Genomic DNA, 22555 nt, shown 5'->3' with positions numbered 1-22555 from the left:
ACATAATATTTTTATCGTTAAAATTTTTGTATTCTAGGATTTTCCTGCTGTGAAATCGTTATATGGCAGAATCAGCTTTTTCACTCGATCATAATTCATTGAACTAATTTCGCGCATTAATCTTGGAATGGCTTTTTCAGGATAGCCATACTCGCGAAGCAGCTTTTCCATTTTTTTATTTTCTTCCATTCTTTTTCCTCCTATTTTCTTGTTCATGGTTCCATGTAGTCTCACACTTACTATTCCCTTAATAAATAAAAGGGTTAAATGAAAAAATTTTCCCAGTTGCTTTCCTACTGAATAGTCCCTCGATAACTACATAACCTATTTCTGTTTAGGAGGTGAATCAACATGGCAAATAGACAAAATGATAAAGGTGTTGCTGAAGGCATTAAAGAAACAGCGGGTGCTGCTTTCCATGCCGTTCACAGTGCTTTAGAAACAACTGAAAACGTCGCTATGAATGCTGTTGACGCGGCCAAAAACGTTACAAATAATTTAACTGGTAACAGGAACGAAAAAGGTCAGCGCAATCACGATTAGAAATGAAAAAATCCCTTTGGACTAAGGGATTTTTTCTTTGTATTTCTTTGATCATATGCGGCACATTTATTTTGTGATCTTGTAATTTTTATGATTGACAATCGTAATTAAAGGTTCATCCTTATCCTTTGAAATTCCGTATTGTACCATAACGGAATTTTCCCTTACTCCCGTGACTACACCTTCTAAAGCATTACCGTCGCGTTTAAAGGAAATCTTATCGCCAACTTTTGCATGAGCCATTTTATCACCTCGAAATTATATTTTCCAAAAATTACTGTTTCAATACTTGCATTTCTCCTTAAACATACTGTTTAAAATATCGAAAAAAAAGGAAGAACGATGATAGCTAGGGTAAGGAAAAATACGGCTATTGCACTTATTTTTTGTTTTCCTTTCCATAAAGTTACCCCAAATCCAAAGGTATAAAACGTAATTGCAGCTAACGTAACGAAAATGAATAATTGCAATCTCCTACCCCCCTAACCTTTTAGCCTTTTTAGTTCGATTTCCATAATCTACAATCGTAATATCCACTTTTACTTTGATGTCTGCACGAGGGTAAGCTTTTGCCCAATTAAATTTTTTGTATTCTTGAATTGTTGCAAAATATTTTTTTGAATATAATGGAAGAGGGTATGGTATTCCTTTGAATTTGGTTTGGGTTTTCTTTAAAAGGTCTTCATTCACTTTTGCAATATGATCAGCAATAGATTTTTTTAAGATTTGTTGGTTTTTTTCTTTTGAAAAATCCACCATACTTGGATTAGACATAACTTCTATTTGTAACGGGATGTTAATGAATATCTTAGGAGTTATCCCTTTCAAATTCATTTTCACTTTATTGTTTTCCGTTTTCATGATTCTTGCTGCAAATTGTCTTTTTTTATCAGAAAAAGGATCAGGCATATTTACTAATATATCTTTAATATTCGTTGTATCATCTAGAATATTGATCGTTCGGGTTTCTTGGCCAGTTAGTGTATCGAACATAACTCCATTCTTAAAAACAGCTGACCCGATAAATTGTGTATTATCAAGTTCACCCGTGGCATTCAGTTCGCCTGCCGTGTATTCATCCTCCCTTTTTATCTCAGGGTTCTTTTGCCTTTTTGCAGTCGTATACATGGCCAAAAAGAGATCGCTTCCTCTTTCGATCGTGTTGAAATAACGGAATAGGTTAGAATCCGGAATGAGCCCATTTTCAATTCCGTGATCAACCATAAACTGAAAATATTTGTGCGGCCGGGTTTCCATTCTTGGTTTATTTTTCAAAAAATACTGTGATGCCTTTTCTTTCGAAACCGCAATATAACTATTTAGGCGGATTTCTTTATCTTTTAACACTTCGTCAAAGGTAGTAGGAAACATTGGATCCCTTGCAAATTCTTCGGAAACAACAAAAATCCTTAATAGTTCGTAACTTATGTTACGTGAAATGACTGAATTGGCAGTCGCTTTCGCCGCGATAAAATCATTCGCATCAAATGTGATGATTTCTCGCGGTTTTTCTGTTGAACCGCCACCGCCTTGCATACTCCCCACTTCAGGGTTGGCAAGCAACATGGTGACTTTTATTTTATCTTTTTCTTTGGAATGGTCAAGACCTAAACCGATGACATAAGATTTATCCTCTAGTTCTTCACGATCCCAACAGCCAGATAATAAGCAAACCATGACACAAAACAACCATAATTTAAATAATGTCTTTGTTTTTTGCATGTTTAAATTCTCCCTTTAACAAAGCAACTAGCCATAAAATAATTGAAATGACGGCAAAAAAAGGTCCTGCTGTATTCACTATTAATGGTTTAAATACAAGGCTGACATTAATAGGTGCTTCAGGAATCATGCCAATCATTAAATAAAGCGTCGCCAGTGATGGAATCAAGTATTCAAAGTCTTTAATTTTAAATAGATGACCGAACATCATGGCATTGATGTATAAAAAAGCAGTAAAACGAATAAATGCCGCCATTATCCAAATGATGAAAAAAATGATTTCTACATTCGGAATGTATTGACCTAGTGATATAAAACGAATAACTGTGTGAAAAGGGTAGGCAATCCCTGCTAAGCCCTCACCAAACATGCAGACATAAGTAAGAATAGCTATACTAATTTGAAAGCTGACGTAAAAATAGGCTAACCAAGTACCTCTTTTAAATGCCTTTTTTGATGTAAGATAGGGTACGAGCATGGTTAAGAGAAAAAAATCGGCAAATAAAGTTAACTTTTGTGAGCCTTCTTTCACGAGAGAAAGTGGCCCTGGACCCCAAATGGGAAACATCGAATTAATATTGGCATTCTGAGTACCAAGTAATAAGGCTATATACAAAGAAAGTACGCCATAGAACACAATTAAATAAGACACCGACCCAATATGTTGAAGTCCCTTCTTGGCTCCATATGCACAAATTAATATTAGAAGTGCATAGACGATGAGAGTAGGGGTGGTAGTAAAGTAAAAGGCTCGAATGATGTTCGAATACGTTCTCGTATCAAACGATACAGCATATGAACTCATGATAAAAATAACGAGACAAACCAAAAATCCGATGTATTTTCCGAGTATTATTTTAATGACCGAAAACAAATCTTTTTCATCATACACTGACATCGTTTTTATTAATAAATAAAGAGGGATAAAAAAGATTCCCGCTGAAATGAACGGAATCATCCATGCTGCATTTTGTACGTGACTGTAAAGAATAGCTGGAGTATCCTCCGTAGCTTTAGACCCAACCATCAATATTGCAATGGAAACAAATTCACGAATTCCAAGTTTTCCAGATTGCTGTTTCATAAGATTTTATCCCTTTCTTTGTTTAACCATATCCTTAGGTTTTAGATATCCTGGCCGGAACCTTTCTTTCATTGGAATATGACGGATCAGTAAATCCTTTGACGAGAAGGAATGCGGCGTCATCGGCGCAAAATAAGGTGTGCCAAATGATTTCAATGATACTAAATAAAAGAGGCCTCCTATAAATAAGGCAGTGATTCCATATATTCCAATAAATCCGGCTGAAAAAATAAATAAAAAACGGGTAATTCGAATTGCGAAATTCATACTTATATCAATGATAATAAAAGAGCTTAGCCCGCTTAAGGCAATGACGATAATGACGATGGGGCTTATGATATTCGCTTGTACAGCTGCTTGACCTAGGATTAATGCACCCACAATCCCAATCGTGGGACCAATCGGGGATGGAACGCGTAATCCGGCTTCACGAATAAGCTCGAAGGCTATTTCCATCATCAACACTTCAACGATCGATGGAAAAGGTACTCTTTCTCTAGTTCCTGCAATGGCCATCAATAAATCTGGAGGAATCATCCCAACATGAAAGTTTGTAATTGCAAGATAGATGGGGGAGGTAAAAACAGCAACAAACAAAGCAAAGAATCTTAATATTCTAATGAAATTACCATAGGGTGCCCGCAAATAATGATCTTCTGGTGAATGAAACATCGCCCAAAAGGTAGCAGGCAGAATTAAACAACTTGGTGAATTTTCCATCAGTAAAATAATATGACCTTCTTCGATAAAAGAGGCAGCGCGGTCTGGACGTTCTGTATATACAATGGTTGGAAATAAAGATTTTGGCCGTTCCTCTAGCATTTGCTCTAATATACTTAAATCAAGAGTACTATCAATATCAAATGAATTTAGCCTCTCTTTTACATTTTTAAGTAGATCGTCATTTACAAGGTCCTTTTGGTAAACAAGAAACACACTATTCCTCGATCTTTTTGAAATCTTCTGCGCTTCAACGAGAAGGTTTTCATTTTTAATTTTTTTCCGAATCAAGGCAATATTATCAATTACCTTTTCATTAAAAGATTCTTTACCCCCTTTTACGATTACTTCATTATCAGACTTTTCAATTGAACGGCCGCGTATTTTTGTTGTTTCAAATAAATAGCAATTGGAATCACCATCAACAAACAGTGCCGTGACACCTGCAGTAATGAATTCTGTGATGTCTCCAATCTTGGTAGCAGTTTTTTCAAGTGGGTAGGAAACGATATCTTGGATTTTTGTTGAAGGGTGCTCACTATCAATTAAAGGTCCCTCAATACCGTCCATAATGGCTTTTAAATCTGCCATCGTACTGATATAAATGATAAAAGCCTTACGATTTAGTTGTTGAATCGTAAACTCGCGTAATTTAACATCTGCATTATTCGGTATCGAAAATAATGACTTAAATGTATCTAAATTTTTCTCAATATGAGTACTTATATCTTGTTTTTTTATTTCAATTTCCTCTGCATTGGTCTCTTCTTTAAATTCAGGTTCAGTGTTGAGACTTTTCTTCAACAACTTTGTCATCCTTTTCCTCACAATAAACCCCTCCCAGTTTTTATATCGTTTTCCATCTAAAGGAGTTTTATGTATGAACTGGTCTACTGAAATAAAAAGAAGTTCAACTGAATTTTTTATTTCGAATTTCGAAAAAGATGGTAAAATAAAAATTAGCAAAATGACGGGTTAGGGGATAGCGAATGAAAAAGAAATGGATGATTTACGGGATGTTGTTCATTGCAACGGCTACATGGGGAAGTGCCTTTATTGCAGGAAAAATTGCTGTTCAAAGCTTTGAACCGGCAACTGTCGCATTTTTACGGTTTTTAGGGGCTGCAGTCCTTCTGTTTCCGATTATGTGGATAATGGAAAAGAATCGAAAAAAACCAACGCTCAAGGATTATGGACTATTTGCGGTCCTAGGGTTAACCGGAATTGCCCTCTATAATATCTGCTTTTTCATTGCCACCAAACAGGCACCGGTTATTAAGAGTTCTCTATTTATCGCCTCGAACCCTGTATTAATCGTCCTTTTATCTGGGGTCTTTCTAAAAGAAAAAATCACGAAAAACCATATCATTGGCATGGTAATCGCATTATCAGGGGCAGCCTTTATTATCACCGATGGGCATTTCCTAACCTTGTTTCAATTAGGTTTTAAGACTATTGACTTGGTTTTATTAGGCGCCGTTATTAGCTGGGCCTTGTACAGTGTGGTTGGTAAAGTCGTATTAAAAAAATATAGCGCTGTTGAATCAACCACCTACGCAGTTGCGTTTGGTACGGTTTTCTTAGCACCGTTTGCTTATGTAGAATCATCATGGCAGGACATCGCACAGGCCAACTTCTCAACTTGGGTGGCGATTGCACATATGAGTATATTCGTAACCGTGGTTTCTTTTATTATGTATTATTACGGAATTAAAGAGGTAGGTGCAGCCAAGGCTTCGATTTTTATTAATGTCATGCCGGTTTCTGCAGTGTTGATGGCAACCATCTATTTAGGAGAAACCTTCACCTGGGCTCACGGAATTGGAGCGGCGTTTGTTTTAACCGGAGTTTATATTGGAACAAATACGAAGTTATTTAATCGGAAAATACCTGCCGTAAAGGTGGCGGATTTCCGGTAATGAAAAAGCTCTAGTGGATTCTCCCTCTAGAGCATTTTTTGATTTAAGATTGACTTACTATAGTTTTTTCCAATCCCTTGCTAACATACTGTAAGTCGCGATGTCCTCATAATGGTCATGCAGCCATTGCCCGTCTCGTTTCATTCCTTCCTTAACAAAACCCAAACGTTCAGGAATCGCAATACTCTTATGATTATTAACAGCAACTTGTATTTCGACTCTATTTAGTTTCAAGGTTTCGAATAAGTATTTTAGTAAAGAAGATACTGTCCGTGTGATAATCCCATTTCCCTGCGCTTCTTCCGACAGAAAATAGCCAATACTGGTTGCGCTATTCTTCCAATCAATATAATGGAGCCCTATCATGCCTACTAATTTTCCGTTGTATCGAATGCCGGCATCGAATCCATTATTGTCTGCGTAGTTTCTAATCCAAATTGGAATGATTGATTCGAAATCATCTGCTGATTTCCGTTTATCCACCCACAATAACCATTTTCTTAGATGTTCACGATTTGAATCGATAAGGTCATATAGTTCACCCTTATGGTGCTGCTGTAATAATTCAATTGCTATTTCTTCATCTACTTTGTATGAAAACATGAAAATTCCCCTTTTACTCATTGTTCATCAATGCTAGTTTTTCCAATTCTATTACTCTTTTTAAATAGTCGTATTCTGATTTTTCAAGGATATCTATTTCATGGTTTGTTGCCAAAAGAATTTGGTCCCTGCATTTAGCGACTCGTTGAATCATTGGATGGATCGTTAAACTTGATAGATTCACAAAGTCGTACAAATCATTTAAACAAACAGGAAGCTTATAACCTTTATTACTGGAGGCAATTAATAACCCCTGGTCCCGGAGTTTCGAAACAATATTTGAGCGAAAATAATGCTGCTTGATTTTATTAATTCTAATTGCATTAAGATTATCAAGGATCTCTTCGGTATAAACATATTCATCAGGATTTTCCTTTAAATTGAATAATAGAAACTTCAATAAATCAATCCTGACTTTTTCATCCTCTTCTTCACTTTTCCGATGTTTCTCAATGTATTGATAAGCCAAATTAACTGCTTGTTTAATAATAATCTGATCTGTTTCGGAGTCTGTTTTTTCAAAATGGCAGTCATATAGATAGTACTTGTAATTATGGGGCCAAAGATTAATGGTGATGATTTTATTTTTCAACAATCTATAAAAAGATGGATATTGATTAGAATGATGTTTTACGTCATAACCTTTTGCAATCGTCTCAGCGATAAATTCCGCCAGTTCCAGAAGAATATCAGACTCGCTGCTGTTAAAACCAAAGGTTGAATAATTAAATAAGTCTGGAATGCAATTCTTTTTTACATAACCAATAAATTCCTGCGTAAACTCCCTTCCTCCCTGTTCATCGGCGACAAGGTCAAGAGTGTCAAAGGTACGAAAGAGATCTTCAAAAATCTTTCTAGAAAAAAATTTAATAAATGTCTTCTCATATGTAACGCCGCTGTCTTCCCTAATTTTCCGCTTGTCAATGACATACGCATACACCTTAAAGGGTAAGTCCTTTAAATCTCTTAAGATTTCCAGTCGAAGACTATCATCAATATCCCCTTTTTGGAGATGTTTTTGTTTAATTCTCTCAACTTCCTGTTCGAGGAATTCTTTATCAGAACCTTTTACTAAAATAGAAACGATTATAAAGTGGGTCGAAGTCTCAGGTTGATCAAAATCGAATCCATAATGGCCAAATTCATTTATAAAAGCGTATTGGATATTATTCAATTTTTATCCCACCTCACCAATGGAAAAACTTACTATACTTATTTCAACAAAAAGTCCTCTAAACCTTTTAAAATTGCTATTTTTCCTTAAAAAACCTTTGGAATTCATTTGAGTCTTTTGTGTATAATAGGCATAATTGTTTGCGAAGTCTGGACAGTTTTTGATTATTTTCAAAAATAATTAGGGATTATGTTCAATGTGTGCTATACTGTGTCTACCATTTGCTTTACGTAATACGTTTTTCGGTTACTTGCCCTGCTCATTACTGAGCAGGGTTTTTTTGTAAAAAAGTGAACGTTTTTAGAAAGCTTGGGCTTGATTGATTTTTATTCGTTACCGCTAACCCTGCTTTTTCTCGTTCACGGGGACGAATAGCACCTATTCGTTACCGCCAATCCCACTTTCCCTCATTCACGGGCACGAATAGCACCTATTCGTTACCGCCAATCTCACTTTTCCCCGTTCATGGGCACGAATAGCACCTATTCGTTACCGCCAATCCCACTTTTCCTTATTCATGGGGGCGAACGAATATCACCTATTCGTTATCGCCAATCCCACTTTCCCTCATTCACGGGCACGAATAGCACCTATTCGTTACCGCCAATCTCACTTTTCCCCGCTGACGGGCACGAATAGTTTCTAATCGCAGCCACTAACCCTGTTTTTCCTCAACCCAGGCTACAATTCACCCTTTAAAACACAAAAAAAAGACCCTCAAAAGAGAGTCTTTTATATATGTCGGTTCAATTATGCTTTACGAACGTTAGTAGCTTGGGGTCCACGTTGACCTTGTTCTACTTCAAAAGTAACTGCTTGACCTTCGTCTAAAGTTTTGAAACCTTCGCTTTGGATAGCTGAGAAGTGTACGAATACATCGTCTCCTGCTTCTCTTTCAATGAATCCGAAACCTTTTTCTGCATTAAACCATTTTACTTTACCTTGTTCCATTTGTTGTTTCCTCCTCGTGTGCTGTGCACACATTGTGTTACTATCCTTGCTCAGTTCTTTAGACGTAAAGTTTGAAAACTTTTTAATCCAACTGACAAACAAAAATAATTCTTCTTTACTATAACAGAGATATCCAATTAAAGCAAATGAATCTCCAAAGTTTTTTTCTACACCGTTTCAACTATCTTTTTTAACATTGTCCCCTGTTCGGCAAAATGGGTGTGCCAGGAAAAAGCTTTTTCCAATACATGCGGAGTTTGACCGCCTCTCGTTAATGCCTCTTGGTAATAGTCACGAAGCTGCTCACGATACAAGGGATGGGTACAATTCTCGATAATTAATTCCACCCGTTCTCTTGGTGCAAGTCCACGCAAATCTGCATAGCCCTGCTCGGTGACGATTACATCCACATCATGCTCCGTATGATCCACATGAGAAACAAATGGAACAATACTCGATATGTTTCCACCTTTTGCAATCGACTTTGTGACAAAAATAGCCAATCTGGCGTTGCGGGCAAAGTCTCCTGACCCACCGATACCGTTCATCATTTTTGTTCCTAATACATGAGTAGAATTAACATTTCCATAGATGTCTACTTCTAAAGCCGTGTTGATAGAAATCAATCCAAGACGACGGATAACTTCCGGATGATTTGATATTTCCTGAGGTCTCATGATTAATTTGTCACGATACTTATCAAAATGAGCAAATACCTCTTTCATTTTTCCATCTGAAAGGGTAATCGAGCAGCAGGAGGCAGTTCGGACTTTCCCTGCATCAATCAAGTCAAATACGGCATCCTGTAATACTTCCGAATAGACCTCTAAATCATGAAACTCGGAATCGATCATTCCGTGTAGAACTGCGTTAGCTACGGAGCCAATCCCTGACTGTAAAGGAGCAAGTCGTTCAGTAAGTCTGCCAGCGTCTACTTCCTTCCTTAAAAATTGGATTAAATAATGGGCCATGATTTCCGTTTCCTCATCAGGCGGTACAATCGTTGACGGAGAATCGAGCTGGTTGGTAAACACGATCCCTTTTACCTTATTAATGTCGATGGGTATTCCGTGTGTTCCAATCCGGTCATCTGTTGCTGTTAACGGAATTGGATCCCGTTCACCTTGTTTACCAGGTTCATATAAATCATGGAGTCCTTCAAGATTTTCATTTTGAGCTACATTGATTTCAATGATGATTGACTTCGCATTTAATGCGAACGATAACGAATTTCCAACAGACGTTGTTGGTATTACCATTCCATCCTCTGTTATTGATACCGCTTCCAAAATTGCATAATCAATAGGGGCAATCACATTTGCACGAACCAACTCAGCTGTATGTGACAAGTGCTGGTCGACAAATAACAACTCACCGCTATTGATCTTTTTTCTCATAGTGGGATCTGCCTGAAACGGAAGTCTTTTTCCAAGAATACCTGCCTCCGCAAATAATTTATCTACATCAGATCCTAAAGAAGCCCCTGTATACACGTTGACTTTAAATGTTTCGGACTTTGCACGGTTTACCAATGCAAACGGAACCGCTTTCACGTCACCCGCACGTGTAAATCCGCTTAACCCTAAAGTCATTCCGTCTTCAATCCACTCTGCCGCTTCTTCTGGTGTCACGACCCGGTCCCAAAGCTGAGGGTCTCTAATCCGCTTTAAATTACTTTCGATCATCCATCCCACTCCCCTTTGCACCTATTTTAACTGAAAGGTTTTAGTTAGTAGGAAAATGTGGAATTAACTACGGAATTTTCAGACAAAACAGCAAATTCGATTTCTAAACCAGCAGATTTAAAACCCTAACAGCCTGCGAAAATAACTAGAGTAGGATTGACTGACTGGAACCCTGTCCCCATTATTCATTGAAAGAATAAAGGTGGAATGCGTATCAGGAAATATCTCCTTGATATGATTAACATTAACAATATACGAGCGGTGGCAACGGATAAAATGGTCCTTTGGCAACAGAAACTCAAATTCCTGTAAGGTATTTTTATGGGTGCCAGAATGGTCCTTTCCGTTTACAAATGTTTTTTTCTCCTTCGCCTCTAAGTAAATCACATCGGAAAAAGGCATGGGAATCCAGCCATCCTCGGTTTTAATAGTTACCACTAATTTACCGCTGGTTAATGAAGGGAAAATCGCTGTAACGCACCCTTCTAGGTTCCCTTCATGAAAGAAGGGGACTGCCATCCCATGATAGGGAACGCCAAATACATCACGGTCAATAAATTCGGATACCTTCTGACGAGAAGTTATAGCTTTATGGGCTATGGTCCCCTCCTTCAAAACATCTCCTCGCCGGATCTTCAAATCCACCCTTTTACTAGGGCGGTAATAGATGTACTCACTCGTATCTGAGACTGCTATTGAAATTTCCTCCGAAAACAATTCACTAATTACATCTAGAAGGGAAACAACTGTAATACTCTTCAATTGGATTCTCCCCCATCACTTATGTCTAGTTTTTCTAAATAATAGTTTACAAGCTCCTGATACTCCTGCACCTCAAGCCTGCCCTTCTCAGTAATAGCATAGGTACCTCTTTTAATCCGTTCAAACCAACCATAATAGTTATTCGTTAAGATGGAGGGGATTTTATCACCCGCCCCCAAAACTTTTAACGCCTTGGAAGATAATGGTCCCATTTTATTTAGAATACATGCAATTTGAATGCAATTTTCTTTGTAAGCGGTCATGATTTTAGTCCTGCTGCTGCCCCCTATATTGAAATCAGCACTCCGTCCGCTAATTTCTTTCAAGATGGCTTCTCTCTTCATCTTGTTACGACCGGCAGCTATTTTACGATGAAAGGAAGTTGGGTGGATAAGAATATCTGCTTTCGAGCGGTTTCCTGGAAAGGAAACGACAATTAAGCCAAGCTCTAGTCTTTTAACTAAATGACATTTATCAGCCCATTGCTTAGAATTCAACCGTCCTTTTGGTCTAGGAATGGCAATGTATACTTGGTCCGTTAATTTTTGCCGTTTGGCTGCCTGAATAAGAAGATCCACACTTAGGGTGAGTTTTAATTCAACAATAACCAGGTCATCCTCTTTAACTGCGACCATATCACAGTCCTTCACTTCCCCATATACCTCATAGCCTTCTCGTAAAAAATACCTCTGAATTGGTTTATATAAATCTGCCTCTTGCAGTTTTTTCATTTCCGTCATATGTATCTCCTAAAAAACATTTTTCCTCTAAGTTATCTTACCATGAAATTATACTGATTTTTATCGATTGGCAAGCTGCGTTTAAATTAACAATATTTTACAACGGCACTGTGTTTGGTATAGCCTATTCTGTCAGAATTATGTTACTATTATTTTTGTCAAAATATATAGAGAACTAAAGAGTAACATGGGGGTCTAATATGAACAATAAATTCACTACTAAGCTTTATTGGTTTGTACCTGCGTTCATGATCGTTTTAGCAATATTTCTATTATTCTATGAAAACTTTTCCGATGTGACGGAACCTCCAGCTGATGATTGGAGCAGGGCCCTGACGGTAGGAGAAACAAATTTGAATCACTTGCCTCCTGTAAAAGTCACGGAAAATGGTGATTTTGTTTTCACAAGATTTGAAGATGGAAAATTAGCCACAACCACTTTGAGCAAGGATTTCACCGTAAAGGAAGAGCAAACTTACAACATACCGGTAACTAAATGGACTCAAGTTTACCAGCAGAAAGATACGATTCTATATTTTGATTTTAAAAATATTTATGACCAAGAAAAAAATATGATTGTCTCAGACGTAGAGAAGTTTTATCCTTTGGAAACTACCACTCTTTATGTAAAAGGTCATGTTCTCTATCAACTTTCACCCGGAACAAAGAATTCCGAAAAAATAATGGATATTGATTTGGATAAACTCAAGCTCAAAGCTAAAGAGAACAAAAATGGAGTAAGTATATTAACCTATTCATCTCATCCAACTGGTGTCGATATTACACTGCAACAGCATGCAAATGGCAAAATGAATACCATATACCAGTCGAGTTTAAAGGTTGATCCGGGAAAAGTTGTAAATGATATTTCATTTGCATTGAATGGTAAAAAGTTAGCACTGTTACTTCAGGAAGAGCTTCAATCGACTCAAGGCGGAAATCCGGAGTTCTTTAACTATTTTATGCTAACAAGTTTATTTAGTCCAAAAACACAAACGTTAAACGAGTTAACCCTTGAAGATCCAGCAGGAAATAACAGCTTGAAGGAAGTTTCTGATGTCATTCTTACCTTTCGTAATGATAAACCAACGATACTTTTTCATGCAAACGGGAGAACACAAACCCAATTCAATGACAGTACAACCTTTAATATCTATTCTGCAGAAATAAACGAAAGTGGCACCACTAAAACAGAACGACGCAGCAATACACCTGAGATTTCAACGAACCCGCAATGGATTAATGAAAAAACGATCGCATGGATTGATTTAAGCGGCGATAGCCATAAAATTAAACTATCATCTGCTGACATTAAATCTGTCAATCCATTAATAGAGTATACTCAAGATGATTGGCTGCAGGCACTAGGTAAAACGTTTGGGATGATAACCTCATCATTTTTCGGTATTGCCTTTGCCGTTATATGGTTTATTTGGCCGCTTCTGTTTGTTGTATTTATGTATATCTTTAGGAATAGAATCGCTGATCGCGATCCAATTTGGTATTTTTATACAGGGATTGGACTTTACGCGATAGCATCTCTCATTTGGAAAGATCGTTTTTTTGTTGATAACATATATACAAATGCACCGAGCTACTTAACTTTTACTGGCAGTTCGTATCTTTACATGATTTTATTTGCCATCATCGCATTGTGGTTAACGATTCATACGAAAAAGGTAAATCATTGGGCTGGTACGGTAAGAATAAGCTATTTTGTCGGACTTCACATCTTACTATTAACGATTTTCTTTGGTCCTTATATTATCTAATTAGTAATCCCCATTCCGGTGTTGAACTGAAATGGGGATTTTTATAATCATAGCGTTATAATGGTCTTCATTTTTTCATCTAGCAGTTGAAAAACCTTTTTTAAATCCTCCTTAGGCAGTTGAGCATACAAATCACCAATACTCGCTTCGTAGTAACTAGTCGTCTTAGTGATTTCGCGCACGTAACTGGTTAAGCCTATACCTGTTTCTTCGTAGATGGCTACTAGAATCCCTTCTATCTCCTCTTTTGGTGCCTCAAAATGGATATGAAACATATTAGAAACTGGTTCCAATGGCTTTGTCGAAACTCCATGACATCGATTAAAGTATTGGGCAAGTTCTTTTGCTTCTTCATAGTACTGGTTCATTTTTCCCACTCGTTGTTCGAAATAAAAATCAGCAGTTAAGGAATATGGATAAAGACTAATTAAATCGCCGCCATGACGCCTTTTCCAAACTTTTGATTCTTCCGTAAAGGTTTTTTCTCCAGCGAGTATTGCCCCTGCGATACCGCCAATTCCTTTGTAAAAAGACACATATACACTATCAAAAAGAGAACTAACCTCTGCAGCTGTTTTTTGATAATAAGGTAGAATTTCAAACAATCTTGCACCGTCTAAATGTAATTTAATTCCACTATCCTTACAGTATGCCGATATATCTTCCAATGTTTTGTAATCCGGCAGCTGACCGCCAATCTCCCTTTGCGGAAGCTCAAGCAATAAACAAGAGATTTCCTCTTTTAAGCTAACCACATCTTCCAGTTGAATGACTCTGTCTTTATCAGCCAATAAGATCGTCTCGATATGATGCAATTCCTTTAATCCATCTTCTTCATGAATTTCTAAATGACTTAATGGATGGTAAGCGACTTTTTTGACCTCTTTCCGGTCACACCAAATACGTAAGGCGATTTGCTGTGCCATCGTTCCACTTGGAAAAAATACAGCGGATTCCTTACCAAGGTACTTTGCCATTTTCTCTTGAAAGTCATCGATGATTGTACCTTTTCCATACATTTCGCTTTCCGTTTCACCATCGATATCCATGAGTGCATCTTTAAGCACCTTAATATTTCTAGGACCATGACCCGGTACCTTATATTTTGCTTTTTTATAGGCTTCTCCTAAAACATTAATCTCTGACATTACTGTTCTCCCTTCAAGCTACTATGTAAATTTAACAAAAATAACTTCTAACCTTTTTAATGATATTTTATAATAAAACATGTAAAAGGGCATCATCTACTAGATGATACCCAAATTTTCTTATATCCTATTTATTGAACAGTTTCTTTTACAAAATCGACTTCAAATCCTAAATCTTCAAGCATTTGGTGATCGGCAGTTGTTGCTTGTCCTGATGTTGTTAAATAATCACCTACGAAAATTGAATTGGCAGCATATAATCCCAGCGGCTGTAAACTTCCTAAGTTAACCTCTCGTCCACCTGAAATTCTGATTTCTTTTGTAGGATTCACATACCGCATTAAAGCTAAAACCTTTAAGCAGTACCTAGGGTTCAATTCCTTTGTACCTTCTAGCGGAGTACCATCTATTGCATGCAGAAAATTAACAGGAATAGAATCTGCGTCTAAAACTCTTAGACTCATTGCCACGTTCACTACGTCTTCCTTCGTTTCCTTCATGCCGACGATGACTCCTGAACATGGAGAAATTCCGGCTTCTTTTATTACCTCGACAGTATCCACTCGATCCTGATAAGTGTGTGATGTCGTGATGAAGTCATGGTGGTTTTCTGAGGTGTTAAGATTGTGATTGTAGCGATCGACACCAGCTTCTTTCAGCATGGCGGCTTGTTCTGGTTTTAAAATTCCAAGGCAGGCACAAACCTTCAACTGATATTTGTCCTTTATTTCCTTTACTGCTGAAACCACTTGATCCACTTCATGATTACTTGGACCGCGACCGCTCGCTACTATGCAATACGTACCAGCGTTAAGCTGGTATGCTTGCTCAGCTCCTTTAAGGATGGTATCTTTATCAACCATTCTATATTTTTCAATCGGTGCATTGGAAATACTAGATTGCGAACAGTAGCCGCAATTCTCAGGACAAAGACCTGACTTTGTATTAATTAGCATATTAAGTTTAACCTTATTCCCATAATAATGATGGCGAATAACGTATGCACCTTGCAAAACCTCTAGTAAATCCATATCAGAGGAATTCAGAATCTCTAAGGCTTCCTCTTTAGAAATAACATGACCATTTAGCACCTCTAACGCTAATTCCTTCCACTTACTCATCGAATCCCTCCGCTTATCTTAACTCGCTTTTCTAACATTTTTAAAAAATTGACTTTTGGATAAGGTTCGTTTTAGGCGATGTCCCATAACACCTGCTAAAATAGCTAGAATAATATCTTTTGGAAGAGGAACCACCATCCATAACCAAGCCATTTTATAGGTAAAACCGTCTGGTGCTGCAGCCCAAATTTTATATGCGGCGTACATCCAGTTCGTACCGAAAAGATAATTAATTGCCATTCCTACAAGTGCTGCAAATGCAAAAACCCCAACCGTATTTTTCATTTTTTCTATTATGTAACCGGTGATAAAAGCTGTAAAAACATAAGAAACAATAAAACCGAATGTAGGCTTTAAGAAAGTGCCAAATCCACCGCCAAATTGAGCAAAAACAGGAACTCCTACCAAACCAACGAATGCATAGACCATCATTGCAATCGCACCCAATCGGCTGCCGAGAACGACGCCTGCTAAGATAGCAAAAAATGTTTGCAGCGTAATGGGTACCCCCCCTACGACCATGAATGGAGCGATGGAAGTAATGTTAGCCCCAACAGCCATTAGCGCAACAAACATGGCCGCTGCTGTTAAATCTGTTGTTTTAAGTTTCATAAACATCCCCCTAAATATTCTTTAAATTAAGAATAATAGGTTCATCTTTTTATGTCAACTTAATTTATTCATAAGTTAACATATGATAAAAATTTGGTTTAGCGTAACCTTCACTCAATATTTCAGACTTTAGAGAAACCATTTATGATTGCCACCTTACCAGCAACAAAATTTATCTAATTTCATACTATAGTCTAGGTATTCAACTAGTTTTTTTATAGTCTTTGAAGGGGATGGAAAGGGAAATGACGATTAGAAAAGCAACCTATGAGGAGACTCAAAGTATCTTAAATTACCATTTACAGGTATTAAAAGAAGCCACTATGGGGTACGTAAAACCTAGCCGGGAAAAAGCAATGGAAATGATGACCCCTTTTTTGAATGGCGGTGGATATTACCTTGTTCGAGTAAAACATAATGTTATTCAAGGTTGGGTAGGTTTAGGGCAAATCATCGATCAAAATACAGATGAAACAGTTGGCTTTATCAATGAAATGTATGTACTCCCACCCTTTCGCAAACAGGGTGCAGCTGAGAAGCTATGTAAGGCTGCGTTCATACAATTAAGGGCTGAGGGTCATAGAAAGGTCCAATTAAACGTTTATGCCGGCAACCAGGCAAAGCGCCTTTATGAAAAGCTTGGATTTACAGACGTATCTACTTTAATGACAAAGAATCTAAATTAAAACCATTATCTTTAAGCAAAAAAGGTCGTCAGAATAAAATCTGATGACCCCTGCCAGTAACTAGTTTAATTTGTAGGATTCTTTATGGAAAGAAGCCATATACATAAGACAGTCTTTTCCTTTTAACGGAGTGGAAGGCTTACTCTTAAGGTAAAGGACCATTGCCATATAATGCTGCGGTCCCCATTTGTAGCAATGTTTATAATCGTCTAACAAGTGAAACCCGCATCTTTCCCAGAAATGGATTCTCGCATGATTTTCTGGTATGTCATCACATTCTACTTCAACCAATATTCGGTTGTATTGATGCTGCGCTCTGGCCCATTCTTTTATGTAATCAAAAAAGTCCTTACCAATACCATGACCTCGAATATTCTTCCGTACCGCCAAATAATCCAACAGCAGTACGCTTGAGCTAGGCATAGATCCAGTCAGTGCCATCGCCAGAACCACATCGTTCTCCATTAACACATGAAGCGTACTAAGACCTCTCGCAAACATATTGCGGATAATCCTTTCCGGCTTGGTAGCATGTTCGCCAAAAGCAACATTATAGATATCTCTTGTCTTTTGCCATAAATCTGCATCCCATTGGTGTGTTGTGATAAATTCCATCGGTCTAGTTCCTTTATTTAGAAGTTTTTACTGATCTTTTTAGCATTCTACTAGCAAGGTGCGGTCGTCGCTCCATAACCCATTGAAAAAACCAAATGGATGTAGCAAGCCAAAAACCACTTGCAAAATAACCGCCGATGATATCACTAGGATAGTGGACTCCTAAATAAATCCTGCTTACCCCAATCATGATAATGAAAAAGGAGCTACCAAGAAGCAGCAGGGTACGTCCACTTCGAATAAAAATATGTCTCCACAGTAGAAAGGTTAGAATTCCATATACGGTAAAAGCATTCATGGCATGGCCGCTTGGAAAACTATAACCGCCAATTTCAATCAGCCGGTGTAAATCTGGGCGTGCGCGTCGGAAGATTTCTTTCAGCACTTTATTTAGGATTGGGGATCCTATAACAACCCCAATAAATAATAGTAATTCCATTCGGTGGTGCAGCACCTTATATAGAAAAAAGATAATCAAAAGGCATAAGATCACAACGGTTTTAGTTGACCCAATCTCTGTGAAAAACTTCATAATAGATGTAATAAAAGGTGCCTCATGCGATTGAACAGCCTCAATGACAGCACGATCAAAATCAAGCAATTTATCTGCCCTAATCATGGCCGCTACTAAGCTAAAAAACAATAGTGAAAATAAACTCACAACAAACAGACGTGTAACCTGAAACTTCACATTCATATTGAAAACCCCTTCATACTGGTTAAACATATAATTTCCCATTTACTGCATTCCTACTAATTATACACAAATAAAAAAGGCACCAAATATACAAAAAACGCTGCATAAACAGTGTTTTTTGTATATTTGGTGCCTGTCACCGTATCAGTTGTCACCCTACAAATTTCTCGTAAAAGGTTGTTTCTTGTTTTACTTGCATGATTTGTTGCGATTTAATTTCGTTTCTTCTGTTCATTTCAAATATTTTCAAATGCTCAGATCGGATATTATTTTCCATTAGTGCTTTGGTTAAGATTGGTGCTAGGATATGGGCATCTTTCATTCCACAATTTATTCCGATTGCACCTGTTGGTGTCATGGTATGAGCAGCGTCCCCTATGAGGATTAATCCGTTCTCTACCCATGTTTCACAGCGGGAGCTTTGTACCTTTAAACAAACAAAGTCACTCCAGGATTGAAGGTGTTCTTTCACACCATCTTCTAGCTCCGGAAAACTTTCAATCAATGGTTGTAGAAAAGGCTGGATAGAACATTTCCTTAATGCAGAAAAAGTTCCTTCAGAAATGTTCCAGCCTATTTGGATCAATCCCCCCGTTTGGCTAAACAACGCCAACTGATGACCATTAACTAACGCCATTCTTGTTGTCGGTTCCCATCCCTCTGGAGCTGGGATTTTTGCCCACAGGACATCATATCCGTGTGTCATTTCGATGGTAGGAATCTTAGCAAGCTTCCGAACGGTTGAATAACGACCATCTGCCCCTATTGTCACTTTGCTTGAGATCATAATTTCTTGACCGTTTTGGATTGCTTTTACACCCCTATAGATTCCTTGTTCATCCAGGATTAATTCCTTCACTGTTGTATTAAATAATAACTGGAAATGGTTATACGCCTCTGACTCTTGAATAATAGCACTTAATAAATGTGCTTGAGGTACATGAATGCCAACGTGATCCTCATGGATACCAGGTGAGATACTTTTCACCATTTTTCTGCCAGAAAAGTATTCAACTTTTTTCATTTTGAGAATCCCGAGCTCTTCTATTTTCTCAAATAATTTATGCTCTTTTAAGATGTTTTCTGTTTCGGCATTAATATGCTCGCCTCTGAATTGCCTATTCACTCCAGCAGATCGTTCTATTATGATAGTTGATACACCGTTTTTAGCTAATAAATGTCCGAGTAATGTCCCTGCAGGTCCGCCGCCAACGATACAAACATCTGCTTGTAAGTTCATTTTACCCACCTTCTACTGTTAATGAATTTTCTATATAATAATGTATTTTCAACTAAATGTTTGGCTTCAAAAAGTTTCATGATAAGAAAAAAAGTTAAGTATAGAGTAACAAAATTATTGAGAACGGTCAATTAATTATTTTACATACCTATTACCATTTACCCATGTAATAGATTCTGATTATGTACTCAAAACAGATATTCTAAATTATTTGTAAATTTTGCTTCATAGTGTTTGAGTTTTTTTAAAGAATAGGTTAACAAATGTTAAGAAATGGCAAATCGAATCTAATTCCTTTCAAAAGCTTGTATGATAATCCTGTAATACAATTTATAAGCATTCAAGGAGGAATTTTAAGATGAAAAGTTTCAAGACTTGGTTAGTTGCTTCAATGTCTGTTTTAATGTTGCTTGTAGTTGCCACTGGATGTGCTGATACGGGAAATGATGAAACAGAAACAGAAGAAACAGAACAAAATGAAGAAGGTACTGAGGAAGGTACAGTAAATACAGAGGAATAAGCATTATATAAAATACACACTATGTAACCTTAAACAAGGCGGCTAACTGCCGTCTTGTTTGTTTTTATTTGTGTCTAATGAGTAAATTTACTCTAAAGGTATTTCTTCTACTATTTTTAAGCTTGTCTTTAAATGTGGATATTATGATAGAACTGCCCAGCCAAAACAGAAGCCCAAGTACAATACTTAACATCCAGTTACCACTTACTTGTAATACGGTCCATACTGTCGCTACGCAAACCACACCGCCAATCATTCCAAAAACCGACCCATTTGCAATCTTCGCTGCATTCTTTGAACCGGAAGCAATCCCTACCATTAACACCGCTGTTATCATAACGGCTGGGAATGCTGCAAAGATTCCGGCTAAGATTTTCCAAGGAGATATAACCGTTATCAAATAGCTGACCATTACCGCTGCACCGCCAAGAATGAAGCGGATCAATAAATCTTTATACATAAATAGCACCCTTCCCTCATGAGTATGTTGTAATCATCACGACAGCCATTGATACAACCAACCAAAATCCCATAGCCTGCAACAGACCGCGTTTCCATCCTTGCCTTGGCAAAAGATATCCCGCAAGAATGGCAACCATAATATTAATTCCCATGCCGACTATGGCACCTTTCGATAAAATAATCGAATGGGCAACTAGTTCATTACCACTGAAGTCCAAACCTACTGTCAATAATGCGGCTAAATACACGGCTGGAAATGCTGCAAAAATGCCTCCAGCCTTTTCACCTAATTTCCTAGCAACAAGTGTTGAAACAACTACGGCTCCTCCTCCTAAAATAAATCTTATCAGTAAAGCACTTATTGATAGTTCTCCCATGGTGATTCACCCCTGTTATTTTTGAAAGACCAAATAATTTATTGTGAATTATTTCACATAAATATGATACATGTTCATTTTACCGCATTTTCACTCCATCACATGTGAACATTTCTTTACTATTTTTAAAGCGTTACCATTGTGAAGTGTGTAAGAAAATCTAAAAAAACCCTTTCGCAGGGTTTTGGATGAATTCTATGCTAATAACCTTTGTTTGTATCAACTTTATTGGCAAGCAGCCTATTATCGTCAATATTTTTAAGTGTTTCAAGAAAACAAGCAGCCCCCTCACTCGGAGTCGTTATGGCAGAGATATGTGGAGTTATATGAACCCTTGGATGATTCCATAACGGATTACTATCTGCAAGCGGCTCCTGTTCGAATACATCAAGTATAGCAAATCGAATTTTATTATTGGTTAAAGCCTGAAGTAAGGCGGTATCGTCTACTGAAGCACCTCTCCCTACATTAATAAATCCTGCATTAGAAAGACCACTAAAGATGGCATCGTTAAATAATTTTTCTGTTCTTTCCGTTAAAGGCAATGTATTAATCACATAATCCATTTCATTTAAAACAGAAAAATGAGTATCAAGAGTCATAACCTTAGTAAAACCGGCTTTTTCCTTCCCGCCTAAAGATACCCCGTAAACGTTAACTCCTAATCCAGAAAAAACCTCCGCAATCCTTTGACCGATTTCACCTGTTCCATAAACAAGAACTTTTTGTTCTCGTATTAATTTCGGAGTCGACTGAACCCAAATTTTTTGCTGCTGTTGCTCTTGAAAACGGTCATGGAGCTGTAAATCTTTTAGGATATAGCTCAAGCAATATTCTGAAATTCTTTGTCCAAAAGAACAAATGGTTCTTGTTAATAGTACCTCTTGATTCCAATCTTTCTTATGTAAAAAACGGTCAACGCCTGCGCCCAACGAGTGAACCCATTTCACAGTGCTGTAATCATATTCCGTTTTCAGATTAAAAGAGACCAGTGCGTCCGCCCAGCTTAAATCGTCCTGTGAAAGCTCTTCCTCCGGCATAAAACGGAAATTCTTATGTGGGGCTTCCTTTTCAATTAACGCTTGTAGTTCTCTATACATTGGACTGACAAGTAAAATATTCTTTATATTCAATTCTTTCCCTCTCCTAAAAAGCTCAAACTTTCGGCACGTCAAGTGCCTGATAGGCAGCCTGATATTTTCCGCCATCAGCCACTTCTGAATGGTACAAAGCCTTAAGAGCATAGTTTTTTTCAAGCTCATGTTCATATATCAATTCCTTTAAGTGCTGCTGCAATTCCTTGTTGTCTTTTACTAACTGCTTCATTTGTGATTTAAAATATTTCATTGGGATGATCCTCTCTGTTCAATTATAAAAATAAGGACGATTATTGTATATTTAA

General features: G+C 37.4%; 27 protein-coding genes. 5 read left to right on the top strand and 22 right to left on the bottom strand.

Annotated features, from left to right (window positions below; genetic code table 11):
- Positions 1-33: 33 nt before the first annotated feature.
- Positions 34-189: a hypothetical protein gene (locus tag ACN6MT_RS16625; protein ID WP_157411714.1), complete on the bottom strand. Its 156-nt coding sequence runs from the start codon at positions 187-189 to the stop codon at positions 34-36.
- Positions 190-351: 162 nt separating this feature from the next.
- On the opposite strand from ACN6MT_RS16625, the gene ACN6MT_RS16620 reads away from it, so the two are divergent.
- The gene (locus ACN6MT_RS16620; protein ID WP_063251703.1) at positions 352-543 is read left to right on the top strand and encodes a hypothetical protein; all 192 of its coding nucleotides are present in this window, start codon (positions 352-354) and stop codon (positions 541-543) included.
- 66 nt (positions 544-609) lie between these two features.
- Here the strand turns inward: ACN6MT_RS16620 and ACN6MT_RS16615 are convergent, their stop codons facing one another.
- From ACN6MT_RS16615 to ACN6MT_RS16595, 5 genes are all read right to left on the bottom strand, one after another.
- A complete protein-coding gene (locus ACN6MT_RS16615) occupies positions 610-786 on the bottom strand; it encodes a DUF2187 family protein (RefSeq protein WP_082799372.1) in 177 nt (58 codons plus the stop codon).
- A gap of 71 nt (positions 787-857) precedes the next feature.
- Positions 858-1013, bottom strand: coding sequence for a hypothetical protein (locus tag ACN6MT_RS16610; RefSeq protein ID WP_157411713.1), 156 nt, complete (start codon positions 1011-1013; stop codon positions 858-860).
- A 4-nt stretch (positions 1014-1017) separates the two neighbouring features.
- Entirely contained in the window at positions 1018-2265 is a 1248-nt protein-coding gene (locus ACN6MT_RS16605) for a Ger(x)C family spore germination protein (RefSeq protein WP_419887126.1), read from the bottom strand.
- Positions 2240-3349: a GerAB/ArcD/ProY family transporter gene (locus tag ACN6MT_RS16600; protein WP_419887125.1), complete on the bottom strand. Its 1110-nt coding sequence runs from the start codon at positions 3347-3349 to the stop codon at positions 2240-2242. Before ACN6MT_RS16600 ends, ACN6MT_RS16605 begins: the two co-directional genes overlap by 26 nt.
- Before the next feature lie 6 nt (positions 3350-3355).
- Positions 3356-4897, bottom strand: a complete 1542-nt coding sequence (locus ACN6MT_RS16595; RefSeq protein WP_419887124.1) for a spore germination protein — start codon at positions 4895-4897, stop codon at positions 3356-3358.
- 161 nt (positions 4898-5058) lie between these two features.
- On the opposite strand from ACN6MT_RS16595, the gene ACN6MT_RS16590 reads away from it, so the two are divergent.
- On the top strand, positions 5059-5988 hold the full coding sequence (locus tag ACN6MT_RS16590) for a DMT family transporter (RefSeq protein WP_419887123.1): 930 nt from the start codon (positions 5059-5061) through the stop codon (positions 5986-5988).
- Between the two features lie 57 nt (positions 5989-6045).
- Here ACN6MT_RS16590 and ACN6MT_RS16585 read toward each other — a convergent pair whose 3' ends face one another.
- From ACN6MT_RS16585 to ACN6MT_RS16560, 6 genes are all read right to left on the bottom strand, one after another.
- Entirely contained in the window at positions 6046-6591 is a 546-nt protein-coding gene (locus tag ACN6MT_RS16585) for a GNAT family N-acetyltransferase (RefSeq protein WP_419887122.1), read from the bottom strand.
- A gap of 13 nt (positions 6592-6604) precedes the next feature.
- On the bottom strand, positions 6605-7765 hold the full coding sequence (locus tag ACN6MT_RS16580) for a hypothetical protein (RefSeq protein WP_419887121.1): 1161 nt from the start codon (positions 7763-7765) through the stop codon (positions 6605-6607).
- Between the two features lie 750 nt (positions 7766-8515).
- A complete protein-coding gene (locus ACN6MT_RS16575) occupies positions 8516-8716 on the bottom strand; it encodes a cold-shock protein (protein WP_026568674.1) in 201 nt (66 codons plus the stop codon).
- Positions 8717-8883: 167 nt separating this feature from the next.
- Positions 8884-10398 (bottom strand): acetyl-CoA hydrolase/transferase family protein, encoded by a 1515-nt coding sequence (locus ACN6MT_RS16570; protein WP_419956459.1) that lies wholly within the window; start codon positions 10396-10398, stop codon positions 8884-8886.
- A gap of 120 nt (positions 10399-10518) precedes the next feature.
- Complete coding sequence (locus tag ACN6MT_RS16565) at positions 10519-11163, bottom strand: LytTR family DNA-binding domain-containing protein (protein ID WP_063251697.1); 645 nt, start codon at positions 11161-11163, stop codon at positions 10519-10521.
- The gene (locus tag ACN6MT_RS16560; RefSeq protein ID WP_419887120.1) at positions 11160-11903 is read right to left on the bottom strand and encodes a DUF2161 domain-containing phosphodiesterase; all 744 of its coding nucleotides are present in this window, start codon (positions 11901-11903) and stop codon (positions 11160-11162) included. Before ACN6MT_RS16560 ends, ACN6MT_RS16565 begins: the two co-directional genes overlap by 4 nt.
- Before the next feature lie 200 nt (positions 11904-12103).
- Between ACN6MT_RS16560 and ACN6MT_RS16555 the strand changes: the two genes are divergently transcribed.
- On the top strand, positions 12104-13675 hold the full coding sequence (locus ACN6MT_RS16555) for a hypothetical protein (protein ID WP_419887119.1): 1572 nt from the start codon (positions 12104-12106) through the stop codon (positions 13673-13675).
- Between the two features lie 47 nt (positions 13676-13722).
- On the opposite strand, the gene ACN6MT_RS16550 is transcribed toward ACN6MT_RS16555, so the two are convergent.
- The 3 genes from ACN6MT_RS16550 to ACN6MT_RS16540 all read right to left on the bottom strand — a co-directional run bounded on the left by ACN6MT_RS16550 (position 13723) and on the right by ACN6MT_RS16540 (position 16562).
- A complete protein-coding gene (locus ACN6MT_RS16550; RefSeq protein WP_419887118.1) occupies positions 13723-14823 on the bottom strand; it encodes a threonine aldolase family protein in 1101 nt (366 codons plus the stop codon).
- Between the two features lie 131 nt (positions 14824-14954).
- Positions 14955-15944 carry a biotin synthase BioB gene (gene bioB / locus ACN6MT_RS16545; RefSeq protein WP_419887117.1) on the bottom strand — a complete coding sequence of 330 codons (990 nt, stop codon included), beginning with the start codon at positions 15942-15944 and terminating at the stop codon, positions 14955-14957.
- Positions 15945-15962: 18 nt separating this feature from the next.
- The gene (locus ACN6MT_RS16540; RefSeq protein WP_419887116.1) at positions 15963-16562 is read right to left on the bottom strand and encodes a biotin transporter BioY; all 600 of its coding nucleotides are present in this window, start codon (positions 16560-16562) and stop codon (positions 15963-15965) included.
- Positions 16563-16801: 239 nt separating this feature from the next.
- On the opposite strand from ACN6MT_RS16540, the gene ACN6MT_RS16535 reads away from it, so the two are divergent.
- The gene (locus ACN6MT_RS16535) at positions 16802-17242 is read left to right on the top strand and encodes an N-acetyltransferase family protein (protein WP_419887115.1); all 441 of its coding nucleotides are present in this window, start codon (positions 16802-16804) and stop codon (positions 17240-17242) included.
- Positions 17243-17302: 60 nt separating this feature from the next.
- Here the strand turns inward: ACN6MT_RS16535 and ACN6MT_RS16530 are convergent, their stop codons facing one another.
- The 3 genes from ACN6MT_RS16530 to ACN6MT_RS16520 form a co-directional block, all read right to left on the bottom strand.
- Positions 17303-17857, bottom strand: coding sequence for a GNAT family N-acetyltransferase (locus ACN6MT_RS16530; protein WP_419887114.1), 555 nt, complete (start codon positions 17855-17857; stop codon positions 17303-17305).
- Positions 17858-17870: 13 nt separating this feature from the next.
- Positions 17871-18554, bottom strand: a complete 684-nt coding sequence (locus ACN6MT_RS16525; protein ID WP_419887113.1) for a phosphatase PAP2 family protein — start codon at positions 18552-18554, stop codon at positions 17871-17873.
- Between the two features lie 151 nt (positions 18555-18705).
- Positions 18706-19794, bottom strand: a complete 1089-nt coding sequence (locus tag ACN6MT_RS16520; RefSeq protein WP_419887112.1) for an FAD-dependent monooxygenase — start codon at positions 19792-19794, stop codon at positions 18706-18708.
- Between the two features lie 358 nt (positions 19795-20152).
- Between ACN6MT_RS16520 and ACN6MT_RS16515 the strand changes: the two genes are divergently transcribed.
- On the top strand, positions 20153-20314 hold the full coding sequence (locus ACN6MT_RS16515) for a hypothetical protein (protein WP_419887111.1): 162 nt from the start codon (positions 20153-20155) through the stop codon (positions 20312-20314).
- Between the two features lie 64 nt (positions 20315-20378).
- Here the strand turns inward: ACN6MT_RS16515 and ACN6MT_RS16510 are convergent, their stop codons facing one another.
- The 4 genes from ACN6MT_RS16510 to ACN6MT_RS16495 all read right to left on the bottom strand — a co-directional run bounded on the left by ACN6MT_RS16510 (position 20379) and on the right by ACN6MT_RS16495 (position 22500).
- Entirely contained in the window at positions 20379-20774 is a 396-nt protein-coding gene (locus tag ACN6MT_RS16510; protein ID WP_063251688.1) for a DUF3147 family protein, read from the bottom strand.
- Positions 20775-20790: 16 nt separating this feature from the next.
- On the bottom strand, positions 20791-21153 hold the full coding sequence (locus ACN6MT_RS16505; RefSeq protein WP_063251687.1) for a DUF3147 family protein: 363 nt from the start codon (positions 21151-21153) through the stop codon (positions 20791-20793).
- A 200-nt stretch (positions 21154-21353) separates the two neighbouring features.
- The gene (locus ACN6MT_RS16500; RefSeq protein ID WP_419887110.1) at positions 21354-22286 is read right to left on the bottom strand and encodes a D-2-hydroxyacid dehydrogenase; all 933 of its coding nucleotides are present in this window, start codon (positions 22284-22286) and stop codon (positions 21354-21356) included.
- A gap of 22 nt (positions 22287-22308) precedes the next feature.
- On the bottom strand, positions 22309-22500 hold the full coding sequence (locus ACN6MT_RS16495; protein WP_419887109.1) for a hypothetical protein: 192 nt from the start codon (positions 22498-22500) through the stop codon (positions 22309-22311).
- Positions 22501-22555: the final 55 nt, after the last annotated feature.

Origin of the sequence: Neobacillus niacini, assembly GCF_048572935.1 — a bacterium.
Lineage (GTDB): Bacteria > Bacillota > Bacilli > Bacillales > Cytobacillaceae > Neobacillus > Neobacillus niacini.
Note: the sequence above shows the minus strand (reverse complement) of the source record. Positions and strands in the feature narration are given on the sequence as shown.